This window comes from Gallibacter sp. Marseille-QA0791, from assembly GCF_965119705.1.
Taxonomy (GTDB): domain Bacteria; phylum Bacillota; class Clostridia; order Peptostreptococcales; family Anaerovoracaceae; genus Lentihominibacter; species Lentihominibacter excrementipullorum.
In genome coordinates this window covers 1,525,722-1,542,059 of sequence record NZ_CBCPMH010000001.1, presented here as the reverse complement: position 1 = coordinate 1,542,059, position 16,338 = coordinate 1,525,722, and the positions used below count along the sequence as shown (strand labels likewise).

Genomic DNA, 16,338 nt, shown 5'->3' with positions numbered 1-16,338 from the left:
CGGTTTGAACGGAGAATATGCGGTGACAATAGCAAGGAGGATACACCTGTTCCCATACCGAACACAGAAGTTAAGCTCCTTAGCGCTGATGATACTTGGTGGGAGACCGCCTGGGAAAGTAGGACGTTGCCGCTTATTTTGGTCCTATGGTCAAGCGGTTAAGACACCGCCCTTTCACGGCGGTAACCCGGGTTCGATTCCCGGTAGGATCACCATTATGTTAACCTCGCGGTTATGCGCCGCGAGGTTTTGCTATTCTTTAGAAGCGTTGGAATTCTAACGGTTTGAACCTGACTGAAATTTTTTTGATAAGAGTTTTCCATTATTCTCATTTGTTAAATTATGTAAGGATTTGAGAACAAATTGAGAACAATTCTGGTTTCAGCTCAATGCATTTTCTATCAACTGTACTTTTTCGGCATTACTGCTCCTGTCAAAACAATAATTCTCATAAGTTGTTCTCTCGTCAGCGTGTCCGGCCATTTCGCGAACAGTGTTGATGTTGACATTCCCGTCAATAAGAGAAGAAATGTATGTTTTTCTTGCCTTATGACTGTTTCTCCTTATAGTTCCGATTATGTCACAGTATTTGTTGTATCTGTGTGAAATGGAATTATAGGAAAAAGGTTTTTCATCCATGGAAAAAATATATCCATTTTTGTTCGAGCCATACTTTTGCCGGTGTGACTGTGCGCATTCGATGATGTGTTTTGCGGCAGAGGTCAATATGACATATCTGTCACCGTAGGAGCCTTTTGTATGTTCCACGATTTCTTTTGTTTCCTTACGATACATCCTTTGAACATGCAACTGATCGCCGTCTATATCATCATCTTGTATAGCTATCAGCTCACCGACTCTCAATCCTGTTTCAAACTGAAAGAGGATCGCCAATGGAACCAGCTCATATACCAGCGTGCGATTGTGAAAATCTTTCCAAGCCAGGTATTTCAACTGTCGCAGTTCATCTTTTGAAAATACCTGAGTATTGTCCTTTTTCTTTCGCACATAACGAAACATTCTTCTGCCATCAATATGTACTTTCATCATTGGATTTTCAAGTATTATTTTCAGATCAACAGCGTATTGTAATGCCTGACGCATTATCACAGTACAGTTATAGTATTGCTTCTTTGTCATGCTGTATTCCTTTATCAAGCTATGTGCCCACTCGTCGAGCATTATTTTGCTTAACTTTTCAAGTGGAACATTTACTATGTCAGCACCGCAATAATATTTTTTCCAATCACATTCAATGCGCGATATGTAAGTTCCGGCAGTGGTATGGAGTTCTTTATATTTTTTCCATTTAGGATAGAAATTGTTTAATATATTTTATAAAGTTCAAAGCTAAAATACATTATCGTCAGGGATGTGTTCCGTAATATGAGATACATCGCAATTTAATATGTTGCATAATTATCAAGCGCATTTGTGCTTATTAATTGATTATGCTTCATACGATAAAATTATGCCTTCCTCATATTATATCGTGTGTTTAAGGCATAGCTTGTAAGTCTTTTTTATTGTTTTTCAAAGTTTATCGTATAGTATCATACCATTTATAAGGACATGTTTTGATAAAACATATTATGTATTAGCTTTGGATAATAGAGAGTTTCGTATGAATAGATATGACTGTATAAAATAATTAAGGCATGATATAATACAGATATGATATATGCTTTAATGCCTAGGAGGCTTGATTATGGTAAATGATAAGATACATGAGATCGTCTCGCTCTTTGCAGATGAAGCCAAGAGCATATATGGAAATAAGCTTCAGGAAGTAATTTTATATGGATCGTGTGCAAGAGGAGATAACGACAGTGATAGTGATATAGATATTTTGCTGTTGTTATCTGTGCCTCCGCAAGAAATAGGAACAGAGAGAAATAAAATATTTGATATAGCTGATAAGATAGACTTGAAATATGATGTGGTTTTGGCACCGGTTTTTCAGAGCTTGGAGATATATAATAAATATATGCCGGTCTCTGTGTTTTATCAAAATATAGACAGGGAGGGCGTGAGGATTGCCTGAGTATACACAGCTCCAAAAGGATTATTCGAAATATCGTCTTGAACGGGCGAGAAGTGATTTGAAAGCGGCAAAGCTATTGTTTTCAAACGGAGAATACAGAGCGGCAAACAATCGAGCATATTATTCCATGTTTCATGCTATGAGAGCTATATTGGTTTTTAACAGTTTTGATACAAGAAAACACAGTGGAGTAATTGCGGAATTTCGAAGAATTTACATAAAAGAAAATTTATTGCCGATAGGGCTTTCAAAAATGATAGGTTCAGCATTTACGATAAGAAATGCTTCCGATTATGACGATATGTTTATTGCAAGTAAAAGCGATACGCAGGCGCAGATTGAGAATGCAGAAGCTGTATATACTTCAATCAGAGAGTATATACAACAAAATATGTTATCGCCACAAGGAGGTTGAGAACAAATTGAGAACAATGAAATCAGCAGCGTGGGAACCTCCTTTTTTCAACGTTTTTAAGTGGTAGTCGGGTTCGATTCCCGGTAGGATCACCATTATGTTAACCTCGCGGTTATGCACCGCGAGGTTTTGCTATTCTTTAGAAGCGTTGGAATTCTAACGGTTTGAACCTGACTGGATTTTTTTTGATAAGAGCTTCCGTCATTCTCATTTGTTAAATTATGTAAGGATTTGAGAACAAATTGAGAACAATTCTGGTTTCAGTTCAATGCATTTTCTATCAACTGTACTTTTTCGGCATTACTGCTCCTGTCAAAACAGTAATTCTCATAATCGGTATCAAAACGAAATCGCATCCGGCCGTGTCGCGCCCCGCAAGAGGCGTGTGAGTAGAAATTTACTACCCGTAGAAATTGGGAGTGCGTACACCGTTGCACCCTGTAAGGGGCGTGCGAAAAGAAGCGCGCTCGAGGAAAAATGCGGCATAATGAGACGTTGTCGCGCTTATTAAGGATTAGTGAGCAGAAATTTATAATTGTCCCAGGTGATAACTTTTACGTCCATGTCTGTATGGAATGGGGAGCAAATGTTCCCCTCCCTTAAAAAAGGGAGGTAATATCACCGATGTTGAATCTTATTTTTCTTATGAGAAGTTTTTATCAATAAGACAGAACAAACTTTGCAGACATAAAAACCATGCGATATCGATGTTTCATCATAGGAAAATCGCATGTAACAGAAGCCTGAGAAAGAGAACGGCTGTAAACTCTATCGCTGAAAGTTAGCGTCGGTTTCTGTTACCATTGTTGAAATCTACTGTCAAATCCAATTGCCGGATCCATCACAGAGGGATCGCCATTATATCAAGGGGACAAAAAAAGTCTGATTATCTACTTGACTTTTTTTGTCCAATAAGATATCATGTAGCCAAAAGAAAGAAATGTTGTGAAAATTCAGCAAATAATGTTATTAAAATCATAATAAGGAGGGGTCATATGTTGTTTCAAACCACGGAGAAGCACGAAACTCTGAGAAACAAGATTCGCGCGTTTGCAGAAAAAGAAGTCAAGCCGATAGCGTTTTCCCTTGACCAGGAGAACGAATTCCCGGAAGATGCTGTGAAAAAGCTGGCGGAAATGGGCCTGATGGGTATCCCATATCCAAAGGAGTACGGCGGGGCGGGCCTGGACATCCTCAGCTATGCCATCGCGGTGGAAGAACTGGCCAGAGTGGACGGAGGTACAGGAGTGATCCTTTCTGCTCATGTTTCCTTGGGATCATATCCTATCTTTGCGTACGGGACGGAGGAGCAGAAACAGAAGTATCTGGTGCCGCTGGCCAAGGGTGAAAAGATAGGGGCATTTGGCCTTACCGAACCCAACGCAGGCTCCGATGCCGGTGGCACGGAAACGACAGCGGTTGATAAAGGCGATCATTATCTGTTGAATGGGGGAAAGATATTTATCACCAATGCCCCTAAAGCAGATACATATGTAGTCTTTGCAGTAACTACACCTGACATAGGGACCAGAGGCATATCGGCCTTTATCGTGGAAAAAGGATGGAAAGGCTTTGACTTTGGAGACCATTACGACAAGATGGGCATACGTTCATCATCGACAGCGGAGCTGATCTTCAATGATGTCAAAGTTCCTAAAGAAAATCTTCTGGGTAAGGAGGGCGAAGGTTTCAAGATAGCCATGGCAACGCTGGACGGCGGCAGGATAGGTATCGCCTCTCAGGCCCTCGGAATTGCTCAGGGCGCTTATGAGCAGGCGTTGAAATATGCTAAGGAAAGGATACAATTCGGAAAACCGATAGCGGCTCAGCAAGGTGTTTCGTTCAAGCTGGCAGAAATGGCCACAAAGCTGAGATGCGCCAGGTTTCTCGTATATTCCGCGGCAGAGCTGAAGGAAAATCATGAGAGGTACTCGGTCGAGGCGGCAATGGCCAAGATGTACGCATCCGAATCGGCACTCGAGATAACTAACGACGCAGTCCAGATTTTCGGCGGCACAGGTTTCCTCAAGGGCATGGACGTGGAGAGGATGTACCGCGATGCGAAGATCACAACCATATACGAAGGCACCAGCGAGATACAGAGAGTCGTTATCGCAGCCGGGATAATAGGAAAGCTCAGCAGAGACAGCAAGGAGGGCGGCAGCAAACAGAGCGGCATGAAGAAAAAATCCACGCCTGTAACGGGACTGAGAAAGCAGATGATCTTTAACGAAGGAGATGCGAAAGAGCAAGTGGAAAAGCTGGTGGAAGCCCTCAAGAAGGACGGCCATGATTTCTCCGTCGGAATAGATATAAATACGCCGATCATAGATGCGGAGAGAGTCGTTTCGGCAGGTAAAGGTATCGGCCCTAAGGAAAATATGAAGCTGATAGAAGACCTGGCCAAGGCGGCCGGCGCAGCCATAGGCTCGTCGAGACCGGTCGCTGAGACGCTTAAATACGTTCCTCTCGAGAGATATGTAGGCATGTCGGGAAGGAAGTTCAGCGGGAACCTTTATATAGCGTGCGGCATTTCCGGAGCTATACAGCACCTCAAGGGTATAAAGGAAGCATCGACTATAGTCGCGATCAACAAGAATAAGAACGCGCCTATTTTCAAGAACTGCGACTATGGTATCGTAGGTGATGTGAACGAGATAATACCTCTTCTCATCGAAGCACTTGGCGGAACCAGTGAAAAGAAACCTGCGCCTCCTATGATAAAGATGAAAAGGCCTCGTGTCCCTAAGCCGACGCCTCTCGACAGACCTCATGTATGCGGAGGATGCGGATATGAGTATATAGCTGAGATTGGCGATGAGGATGCCGATATCATGCCGGGAACGCTTTTCAAGGATCTGCCTGTCGACTGGGTTTGTCCTGAATGTGGTGAAGATAAGGAACATTTCATCTAAAGATAGGAGGGTAGAAAATGTATAACGTAAGAGAGATAACGGATAACCTGTACTGGGTCGGGGCAAATGACCACAGGACCCACCTGTTCGAAAACATACATCCTATACCACAGGGGGTCAGCTATAACGCCTATGTGTTGTTAGACAAGGAGACGGTCCTCTTCGATACAGTGGACTGGTCGGCCTACAGACAGTTTGAGGAAAATCTGGAATACGTGCTGGATGGACGTCCTCTCGACTGGATAGTCATCAATCACCTGGAACCCGACCACGCGGCCAGCATCGAGCAGATACTGAAGAAATATCCCAATGTGAAGATAATTTCTACGGAGAAGGGATACCTGCTGATGCGTCAGTTCGGTTTCCATCCTGATGAGCACGAATGTATAGAGGTGACTGAAGGGGATACCCACACATTTGGAGATCATACTATAGCAGTATTGACTGCTCCAATGGTCCACTGGCCTGAAGTAATGGTAACCCTTGACGTTACTAACGGTGCTCTTTTCTCAGCAGATGCCTTTGGCTCTTTTATCGCTATGGATGGCAAGCTCTTTGCTGATGAGGTGGATTACGACAGAGACTGGATAGACGAAGCCAGGAGATATCTTACCAATATCGTAGGGAAGTACGGTCCGCACATCCAGCACCTTCTGGGGAAGGCTTCAGGGCTGCTGGATAAGATAAAGTTCATCTGTCCGCTCCACGGCCTGATCTGGCGTCAGGACTTCATGTACTTCATAGAGAAATATGATAAATGGAGCAAGTACGAGCCGGAAGTGGACGGTGTTCTCATATGCTACGCTTCCATGTATGGAAATACGGAGTCGGCGGCTCAGGCGCTGGCGGCTAAAATAGTGCAGAAAGGCGTAAAGGATGTCAAAGTCGTGGATGTTTCCAACACCCACGTATCCTACCTCATATCGGACGCGTGGAAATACAGCCATATCGTGCTGGCGTCCGTTACCTATAACCTGGGGATATACCCTGTTATGCACAATTTCCTCATGGACATGAAGGCTCTTAACCTTCAGAACAGGACGTTCGCCATCATCGAGAACGGTTCATGGGCTCCTACGTCGGGAGACCTGATGCGGAAGTTCATAGATGAGGAGCTGAAGAACATGACCGTCCTCAACGAAAGGCTGTCCATCGCCTCCTCCATGCTTCCTGATAAAGCCAAGGAGCTGGAGACGTTGGCGCAGGCCATCGTGGATTCCGTCAACGGAGTGGACGAATAAACGGACAAACGAAAGGTGATGCCTTAAAGATAGTATGATGTAAAGCAGGGCTCGCGGATGGCGAGGCCTGCTTTGCTTATTCCTGCGAATACCCGGAGTGCCCCGTACAATTTAGGACGATGAAATGGCCGCGCTTGAGGAAGAACTGTTGGCGCTGGGAGAGATATATCTTTAGATTTTTAAAAGGTCTGTAAAATGTGGTTCTTCAGATGTTGACAGTTAGAATTCTAACTGATACAATAATAATTAGAAACCTAACTATTGAACGGAGGACAGCCATGTCTTACCATAAACTCATGATGGAGAACCATACGTTTTTTTCCAGGATGGTATTTGAACGCCTTTCGGGCACCGGGCTTTCCACAGGGCAGCCCAAGATACTCGAATACCTGATTTCTCACGATGGAGCTATCCAGAAGGATATCGCCGAAGCCTGCGCAGTAGAGCCGGCTACGGCAACCAGCCTTCTTTCCAGGATGGAAAAGAACGGCCTCGTCGAGAGAAGGAGCAAGGACGGAGACAGGCGGTATACCTGCGTGTTTCTCACCGAAAAAGGGCGGACGGACGCAGCGCTTTCCATCGACGCGCTGACCGGGCTGGAGGAAATCGCGCTGGACGGTTTTTCGGAGGAGGAGAAGGAACGGCTCATATCGTATCTGAAACGGGTAAATGATAACCTGAGAAAGTAAAGGAGGAATGCATATTTAATGTCTAAGGCCGAAATATTTAAGCGATATCTTATTTTTACTGTAGGTCTTTTCATAAGTTCATTTGGAGTAGCGGTGATAACGAAAGCCGACCTGGGGACATCGCCCATATCGGCGATACCTTATGTACTGAGTCTGTACTATCCGCTGACTCTCGGAGAATTCACCATAATCTTCAGCGTTCTGCTGATAGTCATTCAACTGATAATATTGAGAAAAAATTTCAAAGCGGAGTATTTCCTGCAGCTTCCGGTATCCATAGCTTTTGGATATTTCATCGATTTCAGCATGTTTCTGCTGAAGATGCTGTCACCGGATATGTATGTCGTCAAATTGCTGTTTTTGCTGGTAGGATGTCTTATCCTGGGGATTGGTGTCTACATGGAAGTGCTGGCCAATGTAGTGATGCTTCCTGGCGAATCCTTCGTCAGAGCCATCGTGATGACGTTGAAAAAGGAATTTGGTACCATGAAGATCACCTTCGACGTGACCATGACATTGGCTGCGGCCGCCCTGTCCTTTGTTTTCATGAGCCACCTGGCAGGCGTTCGGGAAGGAACTGTGATCGCGGCTCTGCTGGTTGGGGCCATCGCGCGCTTTATAGGAAAGCATCTGGATTTTCTGCCGGAGAAGCTGTTCGCGTCCGTTTCCCGGGCTGAGGATCTGGTCGAAGAGCTTATCCATGAGGATGCGGAAGAAATCAAAAACGAAAACGTCAGATACGGTATCAGGACCGAAGAAGCATACGGAGACTGAGAACGCCCGGTATGCTCGGATGAGTTGCATTGACGTTAAGATAAAAACCGTCCTTTTATGGGCATTCTTTAGAATATCGCCAATCGCTGATTTGCAGTAAGGGTCAAAACATAGGCACAAGGTAAAACAATCCCCTTGTTCACAGAGATGTGAACAAGGGGACTTTTTCTTTATTCGTTTTCTTTTCTTCTGCATTCATCAGGTAACTGCTCTGAATATGGCATAAGGCTGTCTATGGCTTCTTTATCATTCAGATCGATCCTACGGAGCTGGTCAAGCAGATAGCTCAGATATTCAAATGGCAGCAGATCATTTTCTATGGCGCTTACCACAATGCTATACAGAATTGCGCTTGACTTTGCCCCTCTTGGCGTATTGCAGAACAGCCAGTTCTTACGGCCCATCACAAACGGCTTTATCGCACGTTCACTCCTGTTATTGGAAACCTCAAGCCTCTCATCAAGGAGGGTATTCATCAATGGTTTCCTCTGGTTTATCGTGTAATTCAGCGCTTTAAGATAAAGCCCCTTGGGAAGTGGCTTTTGTGATTCTTCTTCCGCCCACGCAAAGAAGCCCTCAAATACCTTCCGCATCGTGGTCTTTCTGAATTCACTTCGTTCTTCTTCGGTAGATAATTCATGGCACTTGGCATCTAAAAGAAACAGCTTATCACACCATACGATCCCTTCCTTTATCTTTAAGGCCCCGGGACTTCCTTTATCATTTAACACCTCTAGCGCGTCTGCATAATACCGCCTCGCATGGGCCAGACAGCCTACGTGGATGATATCATCATTCACACTCAGGTAGCCCTGATATCCGTCTGTCTGCAGGTATCCGTGATATTCTTTAAGGAATGTTTCCGGGACATAGCCTGCACGAGAGCCATCCGCATAATGATAAAGCACGATAGGTGATATACCCTTTCCGCTTCGGAACATCCACATGTAGCTCTTTTCCCGCGTCTTATCCCTCAGCACCGACAGGCTCGTCTCGTCAGCCTGGATGATATCATATGACAGGAGCTTCTCGTACATCCTGTCGTAAACAGCCTTAAGATAATTCTGCGTAAGAAGTATCATCCAGTTTGAAAGGGTTGCTTTGCTGATGTTTACACCATAGCGCTTAAGATCTTTAGATATCTTATCCAGAGGATCACGGTTTTCATATTTCCTTGTTATGACGTATGCACCAAGTGACGGTGACAGAATGCTTCCACGAAGCAGAGATCTCGTCATTGGAGAGGCGATGATCGTAGCTTCGGTTCCGTTTTTTTCACAGTTCCTGCAGCTGTATATATGCTGTATATGCTCACGCACAACTGCCTTTGCCGGGATGATCTCCACTTCGCGGTGGATCCTTTTGGTCATCTCATGAAGCTTATGGCCGCATACAGGGCAGAGCTGCTCTTCTTCTGTAAGCACATATTCTACAGGATCCGTTTTTCTTAAGGCACTGATAAAAGCGTCTTTCTTTCCCTTTCGTTTAATCTTGCGAACAGGACATGCTTTCTCCGCTTTTGGCTCCGGCAACCTCAGATCGGCTTCTTTCTCTATTTCATTAAAAAAGCACTCCTGCTGCCCGTCATCTATTAAAGACTTTTCGCTTTTTCTTCCGAACCTCTTAGCCTGACTAAGGCGAAACATCTTTCTGTAATATTCAAGCTCTGCTGAAACCTCATCCAGTTTTCTTGAGGTGTCCAGTGCATATTTTTCCAATTCTGCTTTTGTCATGGATGAAAGATCTATCTGTTTCATGACTTTATTATATCAAAAAACCATTGAAATTTCAATGATTTTAAGGACTATTCCATGGTTTTAAGGATCCTTCCATATTAATTTTCAATGGTTTTGAGAAGCCTGTCATATTCATATCTGTACATGAAATCACGGGCGTAACTGTGAGATTTTGGCCAGTAAAATGTTCCGTATTCGAGCTTTCTGCTGAAAAGGCAATATCCATTCTTGCATATCTTCAGCGCATAGATCTGTTTCCATTTCTTTTCTATGAAGAAGAATATCTGCCCCGGTATCAGGGGCAGATCCAGATCGAACGCTATGATAGATGCCATGGACTCCATAGACAGATTCCCTCTGATAGGTTCTAAAACGAGAATTGCCCGGATGTTTTCTGATGGCAATCGTACCCACTTCCTACTCTCATCTATGGGCAACAGGACTTTTTCTTCCATAAATCGTAATTTCCCTTCTCGAAGGAGCCTTTCCCGGGCCTTTCTAAAGGTAATATCTTTTATATTGTGTTCCAGGCACCATCTTTTTAAGGGAAGGTCACTTGTATACGCTTCCTTGATTATTTTCTCCCACTCATCCGATGTTCGCCACATATGTGCTATTCCTCCTGTAGTTGCTACTTAGTAGCATACTACCTTGTTCTCTTTTTTTCAATGTGCCTATGTTTTGACCCTTACGATTTGCATACATCTGACGATAATTTCGACCTTTTTCAACGGATTATTTCGCCTTGATTATCGCGGATGAATGTTTTTGGATAGCCTGCGATAGTTTTTCGATCGATATGCATCAAAAAATATCGTCAGTGGTGTTGTAAAATGAATCCGCGATAATCGGGCTTTCAAAAAGGCCCCCAAAAGGCCTGAAATATCGTGAATGCATGGTTTCCATAAAACGGCGATATTTTAGATGTTAAAACACTGAGTTCCCGTTGCGCTGACAACTAAGAAACTTGGTACCCCCTTGTCTGCAAAATATAATTGACAATGGTGAGAAAAATCAATATACTAATATGGTCAATAAATGGCGGGCTTTTCGACGCAGCGTCAAAGTGTATATGTGCGCCAATGGTGGAATTGGCAGACACGCCAGATTTAGGTTCTGGTGGGAGACCGTGGGGGTTCAAGTCCCTCTTGGCGCACCAAAAAAGCGGAGCTTTCTTTTTCAGAGGTCTCCACTTTTTTATTTTTTGAAAGTCCCGGGCGCCTATATATTTTTTATCATTTCTAAACTTATTAAATTTTATTATCCATATCATCTTCTACATATACAAATAGCTCGTTGGGAGTGCATTGAAAAATCGCACATAACGTATCTATGGTCTCATATCTGATAGATTTGGTTTCATTTGACAACAGCATGGCGGCAAGTCGCCGGCGCGATGGCAGTGCGACGCAGGTAGAGCGGCGCAGCGATCCGGTGACGCCCGCGTCAGACGAAGTCATTGACAATAATCCGAATTCGGACTATAATCAAAAATATCCGAATTCGGATTATTTGTTTTAAAAGGAGAAGAACGATGGACAAGGATATGAACAGGGATGTCATCGACAGCCTCGAAGCCTTTGACAGGCTGTACAGGAAGATGGACGACATATACCATATTTACACGAGAAGCTGCGGATTTTCAGATATGGCTCTCTGGCTGCTTTACTCCCTCTACAAGGATGGCAGGGTATACACCCAGAGGGAGCTCTGTGCCCTGTGGCATTCACCTCCCCAGACGGTCAACTCCGCTCTCAAAAGCCTGGAAAGGCGGGAGATAATAAGGCTGGAACCGGTGCCGGGAAACAAGAAGAGCAAGGCTGTCGTTCTTACGGCGCAGGGGAATGATGCGGTGCAGCGCGTAGTGGTACCGTTGGTGCGGGCTGAACAGGCGGCCTTCGGGAAGCTTACTGAGGAGGAAAGAAAGGTACTGCTGCGCGTCACCGAAAAATATATCAGCGGCCTGCAGGAGGAATTAGGCCGAGATAAAGCTGTCAGTCGGGGATAAGAACATGATGTGAAAAGAAAGGGAAAAACAGACATATGGATTCGACTGCTATTTTTTCAGGGATGAGGCCGCTCAAACTGTTCTTTTTTGCCTCTGTTCCCGGTGCGGTGAGCATGCTGGCGTCGGCGCTGTATCAGACTATAGACGGAGTACTTGTAGGTCAGTTCCTGGGGGCGACGGCTTTCGCGGCTATCAATCTGGCTATGCCTTTTGTGATAATAAATTTTTCTTTGGCAGATCTGATAGGGGTGGGGGCTGCTGTGCCTATCGCTATATACCTGGGGCGGAAAGAAACGGGCGAGGCCTGCAACATATTCACCTGTGCCTGTTTGATGATAGTGGGTACCGGCTTTATCATCGGCGGGGCGCTTTTTGCCGCTGCGCCCGGATTGATGGAGCTGATGGGTGCCGATGGGGAATTCGCAGCGCTGGCTACCCAGTATCTGCAGGTCTACGCCGTCTGCTCGCCGGTGACGACCATCGTCTTTGCAGCTGATAACTTTCTCAGGATATGCGGTTTCATACGTGGAAGCATGTTCCTGAATCTGCTGATGTCGGTGCTGAGCGCCATTCTGGAATTCATATTCCTGGGCGTCTTCCGATGGGGCGTATGGGGCGCATCCCTGGCTACGTGCATCGGGATGCTGGTATGCGCGGTGATTGCTTTCATTCCGTTTTTCAGCGGTAAAGCGATTTTGAGATTCTGCCGACCTCATTTTCATATAGAGATGGTGAAGAAGATTATAGTTTGCGGCAGTCCTAACTTCCTTAACAATATCGCCGGAAGGATAACATCCATATTGATGAACGCTATCCTGGTGCGTCTGGGAGGCGAGACGGCCGTGTCGGTGTACGGGGTGCTGATGTTCGTGGACGGGTTCGTCCAGCCTCTGTTGTACGGAATGTGCGATTCCTTGCAGCCGGCGGTGGGGTACAACTGGGGCGCAGGGAAATTTTCACGGGTGCGGGCCATCGAAAAATGCTGCTTCGTCGCCAGCGGGGTGGTTTCACTGGCTTCGGCTGCCGCCATCACCCTTTTCCCGGAGGAGATCACGGGGCTGTTCATCGCCGATGCCGGGGCGCAGACGACGGCTCTTTCCGTCAGCGCGCTGTACCTCTTCAGTATCACGTATGTCACCAGATGGTTCTCTTTCGCTGCTCAGAGTTATATGCTGGCAGTGGAGAAGCCTGTGGCTGCTTCGTTGATATCGGTGTCGACGGCGCTGTTTTTCCCTGTCATTTTGATCGGCGCGCTGTGGCCGCTGGGTCTTACGGGGATATGGCTCAATTTTCCTGCGACGGCGCTTCTGGCGGCGGTGTTGTCCCTCGTCATACTGCTGAAGCTCCGCAGAGAGCTGGGCAGACCGGATATGGACTGATTTTACAGGAGGACATCTGCGAAGTGAGTTGTTAGCACTCTTTTCAAGTGAGTGCTAAAAAAGTTGTTGACTTTTGTTTTCGCAGGGTTTAAAATATTTTCAGAAAGGGAAAATATACCTGTATCAGTATTTTCCCGATTTATCCGGAGGTGATAATCATGAATATAGATAAATATACACAGAACGCGCAGAGCGCTATAATCGACTGTCAGAACATAGCTATCGAAGAAGGAAATCAGCAGATAGATGGGGAACATCTCCATCTGGCATTGCTGATGCAGAAGGATGGGCTCATCCCGAAGCTCCTGAAATTCATGGGAGCTAATACAGGGGAGATCATCGGAGCGCTGGAAGGCGAGATAGACAAACTGCCTAAGGTTTCGGGGAGTGCGGAAAACATGTACTCCACCAGAAGATTGCAGCAGATTTTCCTCAACGCCGAGAAAAAGGCGGAGAAGATGAAGGATGAATACGTCAGCGTGGAGCACATCTACCTGGCGCTGCTGGACGAGCGCAATACCCCTTCGGCCGCCATATTCAAGCGGTACAACATAACTAAGGATAAGTTCCTGGACGCTCTCAACAAGGTCAGAGGGAATCAGAGGGTGACCAGTCAGAATCCTGAGGAGAATTACGACGCTCTCAACAAATACGGACGTGACCTGGTGGAAATGGCCAGGGAGGGCAAGCTGGATCCGGTTATCGGAAGGGACGGAGAGATAAGACATACCATCCAGATACTTTCCAGAAGGACCAAGAATAATCCTGTCCTCATCGGTGAGCCGGGCGTCGGCAAGACGGCCGTCGTGGAAGGGCTGGCTCAGCGTATCCTCAACGGCGACGTTCCGGAAGGATTGAAGGACAAGACTATATTCGCCCTGGACATGGGAGCGCTCATCGCGGGAGCCAAGTTCAGAGGCGAGTTTGAGGAAAGGCTCAAGGCCGTCCTCAACGAGATAGAGAAATCCGAGGGAAGGATAATACTCTTCATCGACGAGATACACAATATCGTCGGCGCCGGAAAGACCGAAGGCGCCATGGATGCCGGGAACCTGCTGAAGCCTAAACTTGCCAGAGGTGAACTCCACTGCATAGGTGCCACGACACTGGACGAATACAGGAAGTACATCGAAAAGGATGCCGCCCTGGAGAGACGTTTCCAGAAGGTATTGGTAGATCAGCCTTCAGTGGAAGATACTATTTCCATACTTAGAGGACTGAAGGAACGGTTTGAGATACATCACGGCGTAAGGATAACCGACAGCGCACTGATAGCGTGTGCTACTCTTTCCGACAGATATATAAGCGACAGGTTCCTGCCCGATAAGGCCATCGACCTGATGGATGAGGCTGCTGCCAGGATAAGGACCGAGATAGACAGTATGCCGTCGGAGCTGGATGAGATATCCAGAAAGATAATGCAGCTTGAGATAGAAAAGCAGGCCTTGAGCAAGGAGACCGACGCCGGTTCCAAGACTCGGCTGGAGCACCTGGAGAAGGAGCTGTCCCAGCTTAAGGACGAGAGCAACGCCATGAGAGCTCAGTGGGAAGGCGAGAAGAAAGCCATCACCGAGGTCAAGGCGGTAAAACAGCAGATAGAAGATGTAAAGCACCAGATGGAAGAAGCCGAGAGGAATTACAACCTGGAAAAGCTGGCTCAGCTGAAATACGGTACTCTGCCTGATCTGGAAAAGAAGCTGGAGATAGAAAAGGAAAAGGCCGACGAAGGCAAGGAAGCCAGACTGCTGAAGGAAGAGGTCACGGAAGAAGAGATCGCGGAAGTTATCTCCGGATGGACCGGTATCCCTGTCAGCAAGCTGGTGGAAAGCGAACGTGAAAAGCTGCTGAAGCTGCCTGAGATACTGCATAAACGGGTGATCGGCCAGGAGGAAGGCGTTAAAGCCGTGGCTGAAGCTGTGCTGAGAGCCAGAGCAGGCCTCAAGGATGCCAGCAAGCCGATCGGTTCCTTCATATTCATGGGGCCTACAGGCGTCGGCAAGACGGAGCTGGCCAAAGCCCTCTCGGAAGCGCTGTTCGACACGGAAAAGAATCTGATACGTATCGACATGTCCGAGTATATGGAGAAGCACTCCGTGTCCAGGCTGGTAGGAGCTCCTCCGGGGTACGTAGGCTACGACGAGGGCGGACAGCTTACGGAAGCTGTCAGAAGGAAGCCTTACAGCGTAATACTGTTTGACGAGATAGAAAAAGCACATCCTGACGTTTTCAATATCCTGCTGCAATTGCTGGATGACGGGCGGCTGACCGATAATCAGGGCAGGACGGTGGACTTCAAGAACACCATCGTCATCATGACCTCCAACATTGGAAGCAATTACCTGATAGACGGGATCAGAGATGATGGTACTGTCGATGCCAAGGTAAAGCAGGAAGTGGAAGACGAGATGAAGAAGTACTTCAGGCCTGAATTCCTCAACAGGATAGACGAGATAGTGGTATTCTCACCGCTGACCGAGGATCAGATCGTGAAGATAATAGAGCTGGCCATGAAGGATATAGAGAAACGTCTCGAGGAGAGGAACATCAGATTGACTCTTACGGACAAAGCAAAGAAATTCATCGCCGACGAAAGCTATGATCCTGCTTACGGAGCCAGACCTGTCAAGAGATTCCTCCAGAGGAACGTGGAGACAGAACTGGCCGGAGAGATAATCCGCGGCACCGTAAAAGACGGGGACGACGTAGAAATCGATACCGACGGTAAAAAGCTGACATTTACGGCTAAATAGCAGAAACAGTCAGGCGTCGGGATATGACAGAGAATGAAACGGGAGCATGTGGGCAAAAGCTGGTAACAGCAGCCTGCGGCTCTCGTTTTTTTGGTGCGAGTGTGACAGAAAGCAAGGACGACGACAAACAGCTATCCTTGCCGTATTTTCGGATAGTGTTGTAAATCCGGCAGTGCTGGCGCAGGTATTTGCCGTATTCTCTTGTATCTCATGAAATTCGGCACGCCTGACACGACTGTTTGCCGCGTTTTTTGTTTTGGATTCAGATCCGGCACATCGCTTGCCGCATTTTTGGCGTGGACATACTATCCGGCACATGGCTGTAAATAAATATTGTTAATGAAAAGCTTGGCTGCCGGAAATGCGATTTTTTCCGGTTCTGGCTGC

Annotated in this window: 13 protein-coding genes, 2 tRNA genes and 1 rRNA gene; 12 read left to right on the top strand and 4 right to left on the bottom strand. The window is 46.4% G+C overall.

The window, feature by feature from the left end:
• Window positions 1-18: 18 nt before the first annotated feature.
• Both rrf and ACQY69_RS07205 read left to right on the top strand, forming a co-directional pair.
• Window positions 19-135 (top strand): 5S ribosomal RNA (gene rrf / locus ACQY69_RS07210).
• Between the two features lie 5 nt (window positions 136-140).
• Window positions 141-215, top strand: a tRNA-Glu gene (locus ACQY69_RS07205).
• A gap of 166 nt (window positions 216-381) precedes the next feature.
• On the opposite strand, the gene ACQY69_RS07200 is transcribed toward ACQY69_RS07205, so the two are convergent.
• On the bottom strand, window positions 382-1,140 hold the full coding sequence (locus ACQY69_RS07200) for a tyrosine-type recombinase/integrase (protein ID WP_428259799.1): 759 nt from the start codon (window positions 1,138-1,140) through the stop codon (window positions 382-384).
• Between the two features lie 568 nt (window positions 1,141-1,708).
• Between ACQY69_RS07200 and ACQY69_RS07195 the strand changes: the two genes are divergently transcribed.
• The 6 genes from ACQY69_RS07195 (at window position 1,709) to ACQY69_RS07170 (ending at window position 8,078) form a co-directional block, all read left to right on the top strand.
• A complete protein-coding gene (locus ACQY69_RS07195; protein WP_428259797.1) occupies window positions 1,709-2,044 on the top strand; it encodes a nucleotidyltransferase domain-containing protein in 336 nt (111 codons plus the stop codon).
• On the top strand, window positions 2,037-2,459 hold the full coding sequence (locus ACQY69_RS07190) for a HEPN domain-containing protein (RefSeq protein ID WP_428259795.1): 423 nt from the start codon (window positions 2,037-2,039) through the stop codon (window positions 2,457-2,459). The genes ACQY69_RS07195 and ACQY69_RS07190 overlap by 8 nt, the downstream gene beginning before the upstream one ends.
• Before the next feature lie 995 nt (window positions 2,460-3,454).
• Complete coding sequence (locus tag ACQY69_RS07185) at window positions 3,455-5,374, top strand: acyl-CoA dehydrogenase family protein (RefSeq protein WP_428259793.1); 1,920 nt, start codon at window positions 3,455-3,457, stop codon at window positions 5,372-5,374.
• Window positions 5,375-5,391: 17 nt separating this feature from the next.
• Window positions 5,392-6,615, top strand: coding sequence for an FprA family A-type flavoprotein (locus tag ACQY69_RS07180; protein ID WP_428259791.1), 1,224 nt, complete (start codon window positions 5,392-5,394; stop codon window positions 6,613-6,615).
• Between the two features lie 278 nt (window positions 6,616-6,893).
• A complete protein-coding gene (locus ACQY69_RS07175) occupies window positions 6,894-7,304 on the top strand; it encodes a MarR family winged helix-turn-helix transcriptional regulator (protein ID WP_428259789.1) in 411 nt (136 codons plus the stop codon).
• Between the two features lie 18 nt (window positions 7,305-7,322).
• Window positions 7,323-8,078, top strand: coding sequence for a YczE/YyaS/YitT family protein (locus ACQY69_RS07170; RefSeq protein ID WP_428259787.1), 756 nt, complete (start codon window positions 7,323-7,325; stop codon window positions 8,076-8,078).
• 170 nt (window positions 8,079-8,248) lie between these two features.
• On the opposite strand, the gene tnpC is transcribed toward ACQY69_RS07170, so the two are convergent.
• Together tnpC and tnpB are read right to left on the bottom strand one after the other, a co-directional pair.
• Window positions 8,249-9,835: an IS66 family transposase gene (gene tnpC / locus ACQY69_RS07165; protein WP_428258407.1), complete on the bottom strand. Its 1,587-nt coding sequence runs from the start codon at window positions 9,833-9,835 to the stop codon at window positions 8,249-8,251.
• A gap of 77 nt (window positions 9,836-9,912) precedes the next feature.
• Entirely contained in the window at window positions 9,913-10,422 is a 510-nt protein-coding gene (tnpB, locus tag ACQY69_RS07160; RefSeq protein ID WP_428257568.1) for an IS66 family insertion sequence element accessory protein TnpB, read from the bottom strand.
• Between the two features lie 468 nt (window positions 10,423-10,890).
• Here tnpB and ACQY69_RS07155 point away from each other — a divergent pair.
• Window positions 10,891-10,973: transfer RNA gene (locus ACQY69_RS07155), tRNA-Leu, on the top strand.
• A 91-nt stretch (window positions 10,974-11,064) separates the two neighbouring features.
• On the opposite strand, the gene ACQY69_RS07150 is transcribed toward ACQY69_RS07155, so the two are convergent.
• A complete protein-coding gene (locus ACQY69_RS07150; protein WP_428261031.1) occupies window positions 11,065-11,190 on the bottom strand; it encodes a helix-turn-helix domain-containing protein in 126 nt (41 codons plus the stop codon).
• A 158-nt stretch (window positions 11,191-11,348) separates the two neighbouring features.
• Between ACQY69_RS07150 and ACQY69_RS07145 the strand changes: the two genes are divergently transcribed.
• The 3 genes from ACQY69_RS07145 (at window position 11,349) to clpB (ending at window position 15,951) form a co-directional block, all read left to right on the top strand.
• Complete coding sequence (locus ACQY69_RS07145) at window positions 11,349-11,822, top strand: MarR family winged helix-turn-helix transcriptional regulator (RefSeq protein WP_428259785.1); 474 nt, start codon at window positions 11,349-11,351, stop codon at window positions 11,820-11,822.
• 35 nt (window positions 11,823-11,857) lie between these two features.
• On the top strand, window positions 11,858-13,201 hold the full coding sequence (locus ACQY69_RS07140; protein WP_428259783.1) for an MATE family efflux transporter: 1,344 nt from the start codon (window positions 11,858-11,860) through the stop codon (window positions 13,199-13,201).
• A gap of 158 nt (window positions 13,202-13,359) precedes the next feature.
• Window positions 13,360-15,951, top strand: coding sequence for an ATP-dependent chaperone ClpB (gene clpB, locus ACQY69_RS07135; RefSeq protein ID WP_428259781.1), 2,592 nt, complete (start codon window positions 13,360-13,362; stop codon window positions 15,949-15,951).
• The last annotated feature ends 387 nt before the right edge of the window (window positions 15,952-16,338 follow it).

Excerpts from the sequence above, each read along its gene's own strand:
- ACQY69_RS07170 (WP_428259787.1), top strand. The coding sequence starts at position 7,323 with ATGTCTAAGGCCGAAATATTTAAGCGATATCTTATTTTTACTGTAGGT.
- tnpC (WP_428258407.1), bottom strand. The coding sequence starts at position 9,835 with ATGAAACAGATAGATCTTTCATCCATGACAAAAGCAGAATTGGAAAAA.
- clpB (WP_428259781.1), top strand. The coding sequence starts at position 13,360 with ATGAATATAGATAAATATACACAGAACGCGCAGAGCGCTATAATCGAC.
- ACQY69_RS07180 (WP_428259791.1), top strand. The coding sequence starts at position 5,392 with ATGTATAACGTAAGAGAGATAACGGATAACCTGTACTGGGTCGGGGCA.
- ACQY69_RS07145 (WP_428259785.1), top strand. The coding sequence starts at position 11,349 with ATGGACAAGGATATGAACAGGGATGTCATCGACAGCCTCGAAGCCTTT.
- ACQY69_RS07150 (WP_428261031.1), bottom strand. The coding sequence starts at position 11,190 with ATGCTGTTGTCAAATGAAACCAAATCTATCAGATATGAGACCATAGAT.
- ACQY69_RS07175 (WP_428259789.1), top strand. The coding sequence starts at position 6,894 with ATGTCTTACCATAAACTCATGATGGAGAACCATACGTTTTTTTCCAGG.
- tnpB (WP_428257568.1), bottom strand. The coding sequence starts at position 10,422 with ATGTGGCGAACATCGGATGAGTGGGAGAAAATAATCAAGGAAGCGTAT.
- ACQY69_RS07195 (WP_428259797.1), top strand. The coding sequence starts at position 1,709 with ATGGTAAATGATAAGATACATGAGATCGTCTCGCTCTTTGCAGATGAA.
- ACQY69_RS07185 (WP_428259793.1), top strand. The coding sequence starts at position 3,455 with ATGTTGTTTCAAACCACGGAGAAGCACGAAACTCTGAGAAACAAGATT.
- ACQY69_RS07140 (WP_428259783.1), top strand. The coding sequence starts at position 11,858 with ATGGATTCGACTGCTATTTTTTCAGGGATGAGGCCGCTCAAACTGTTC.
- ACQY69_RS07200 (WP_428259799.1), bottom strand. The coding sequence starts at position 1,140 with ATGACAAAGAAGCAATACTATAACTGTACTGTGATAATGCGTCAGGCA.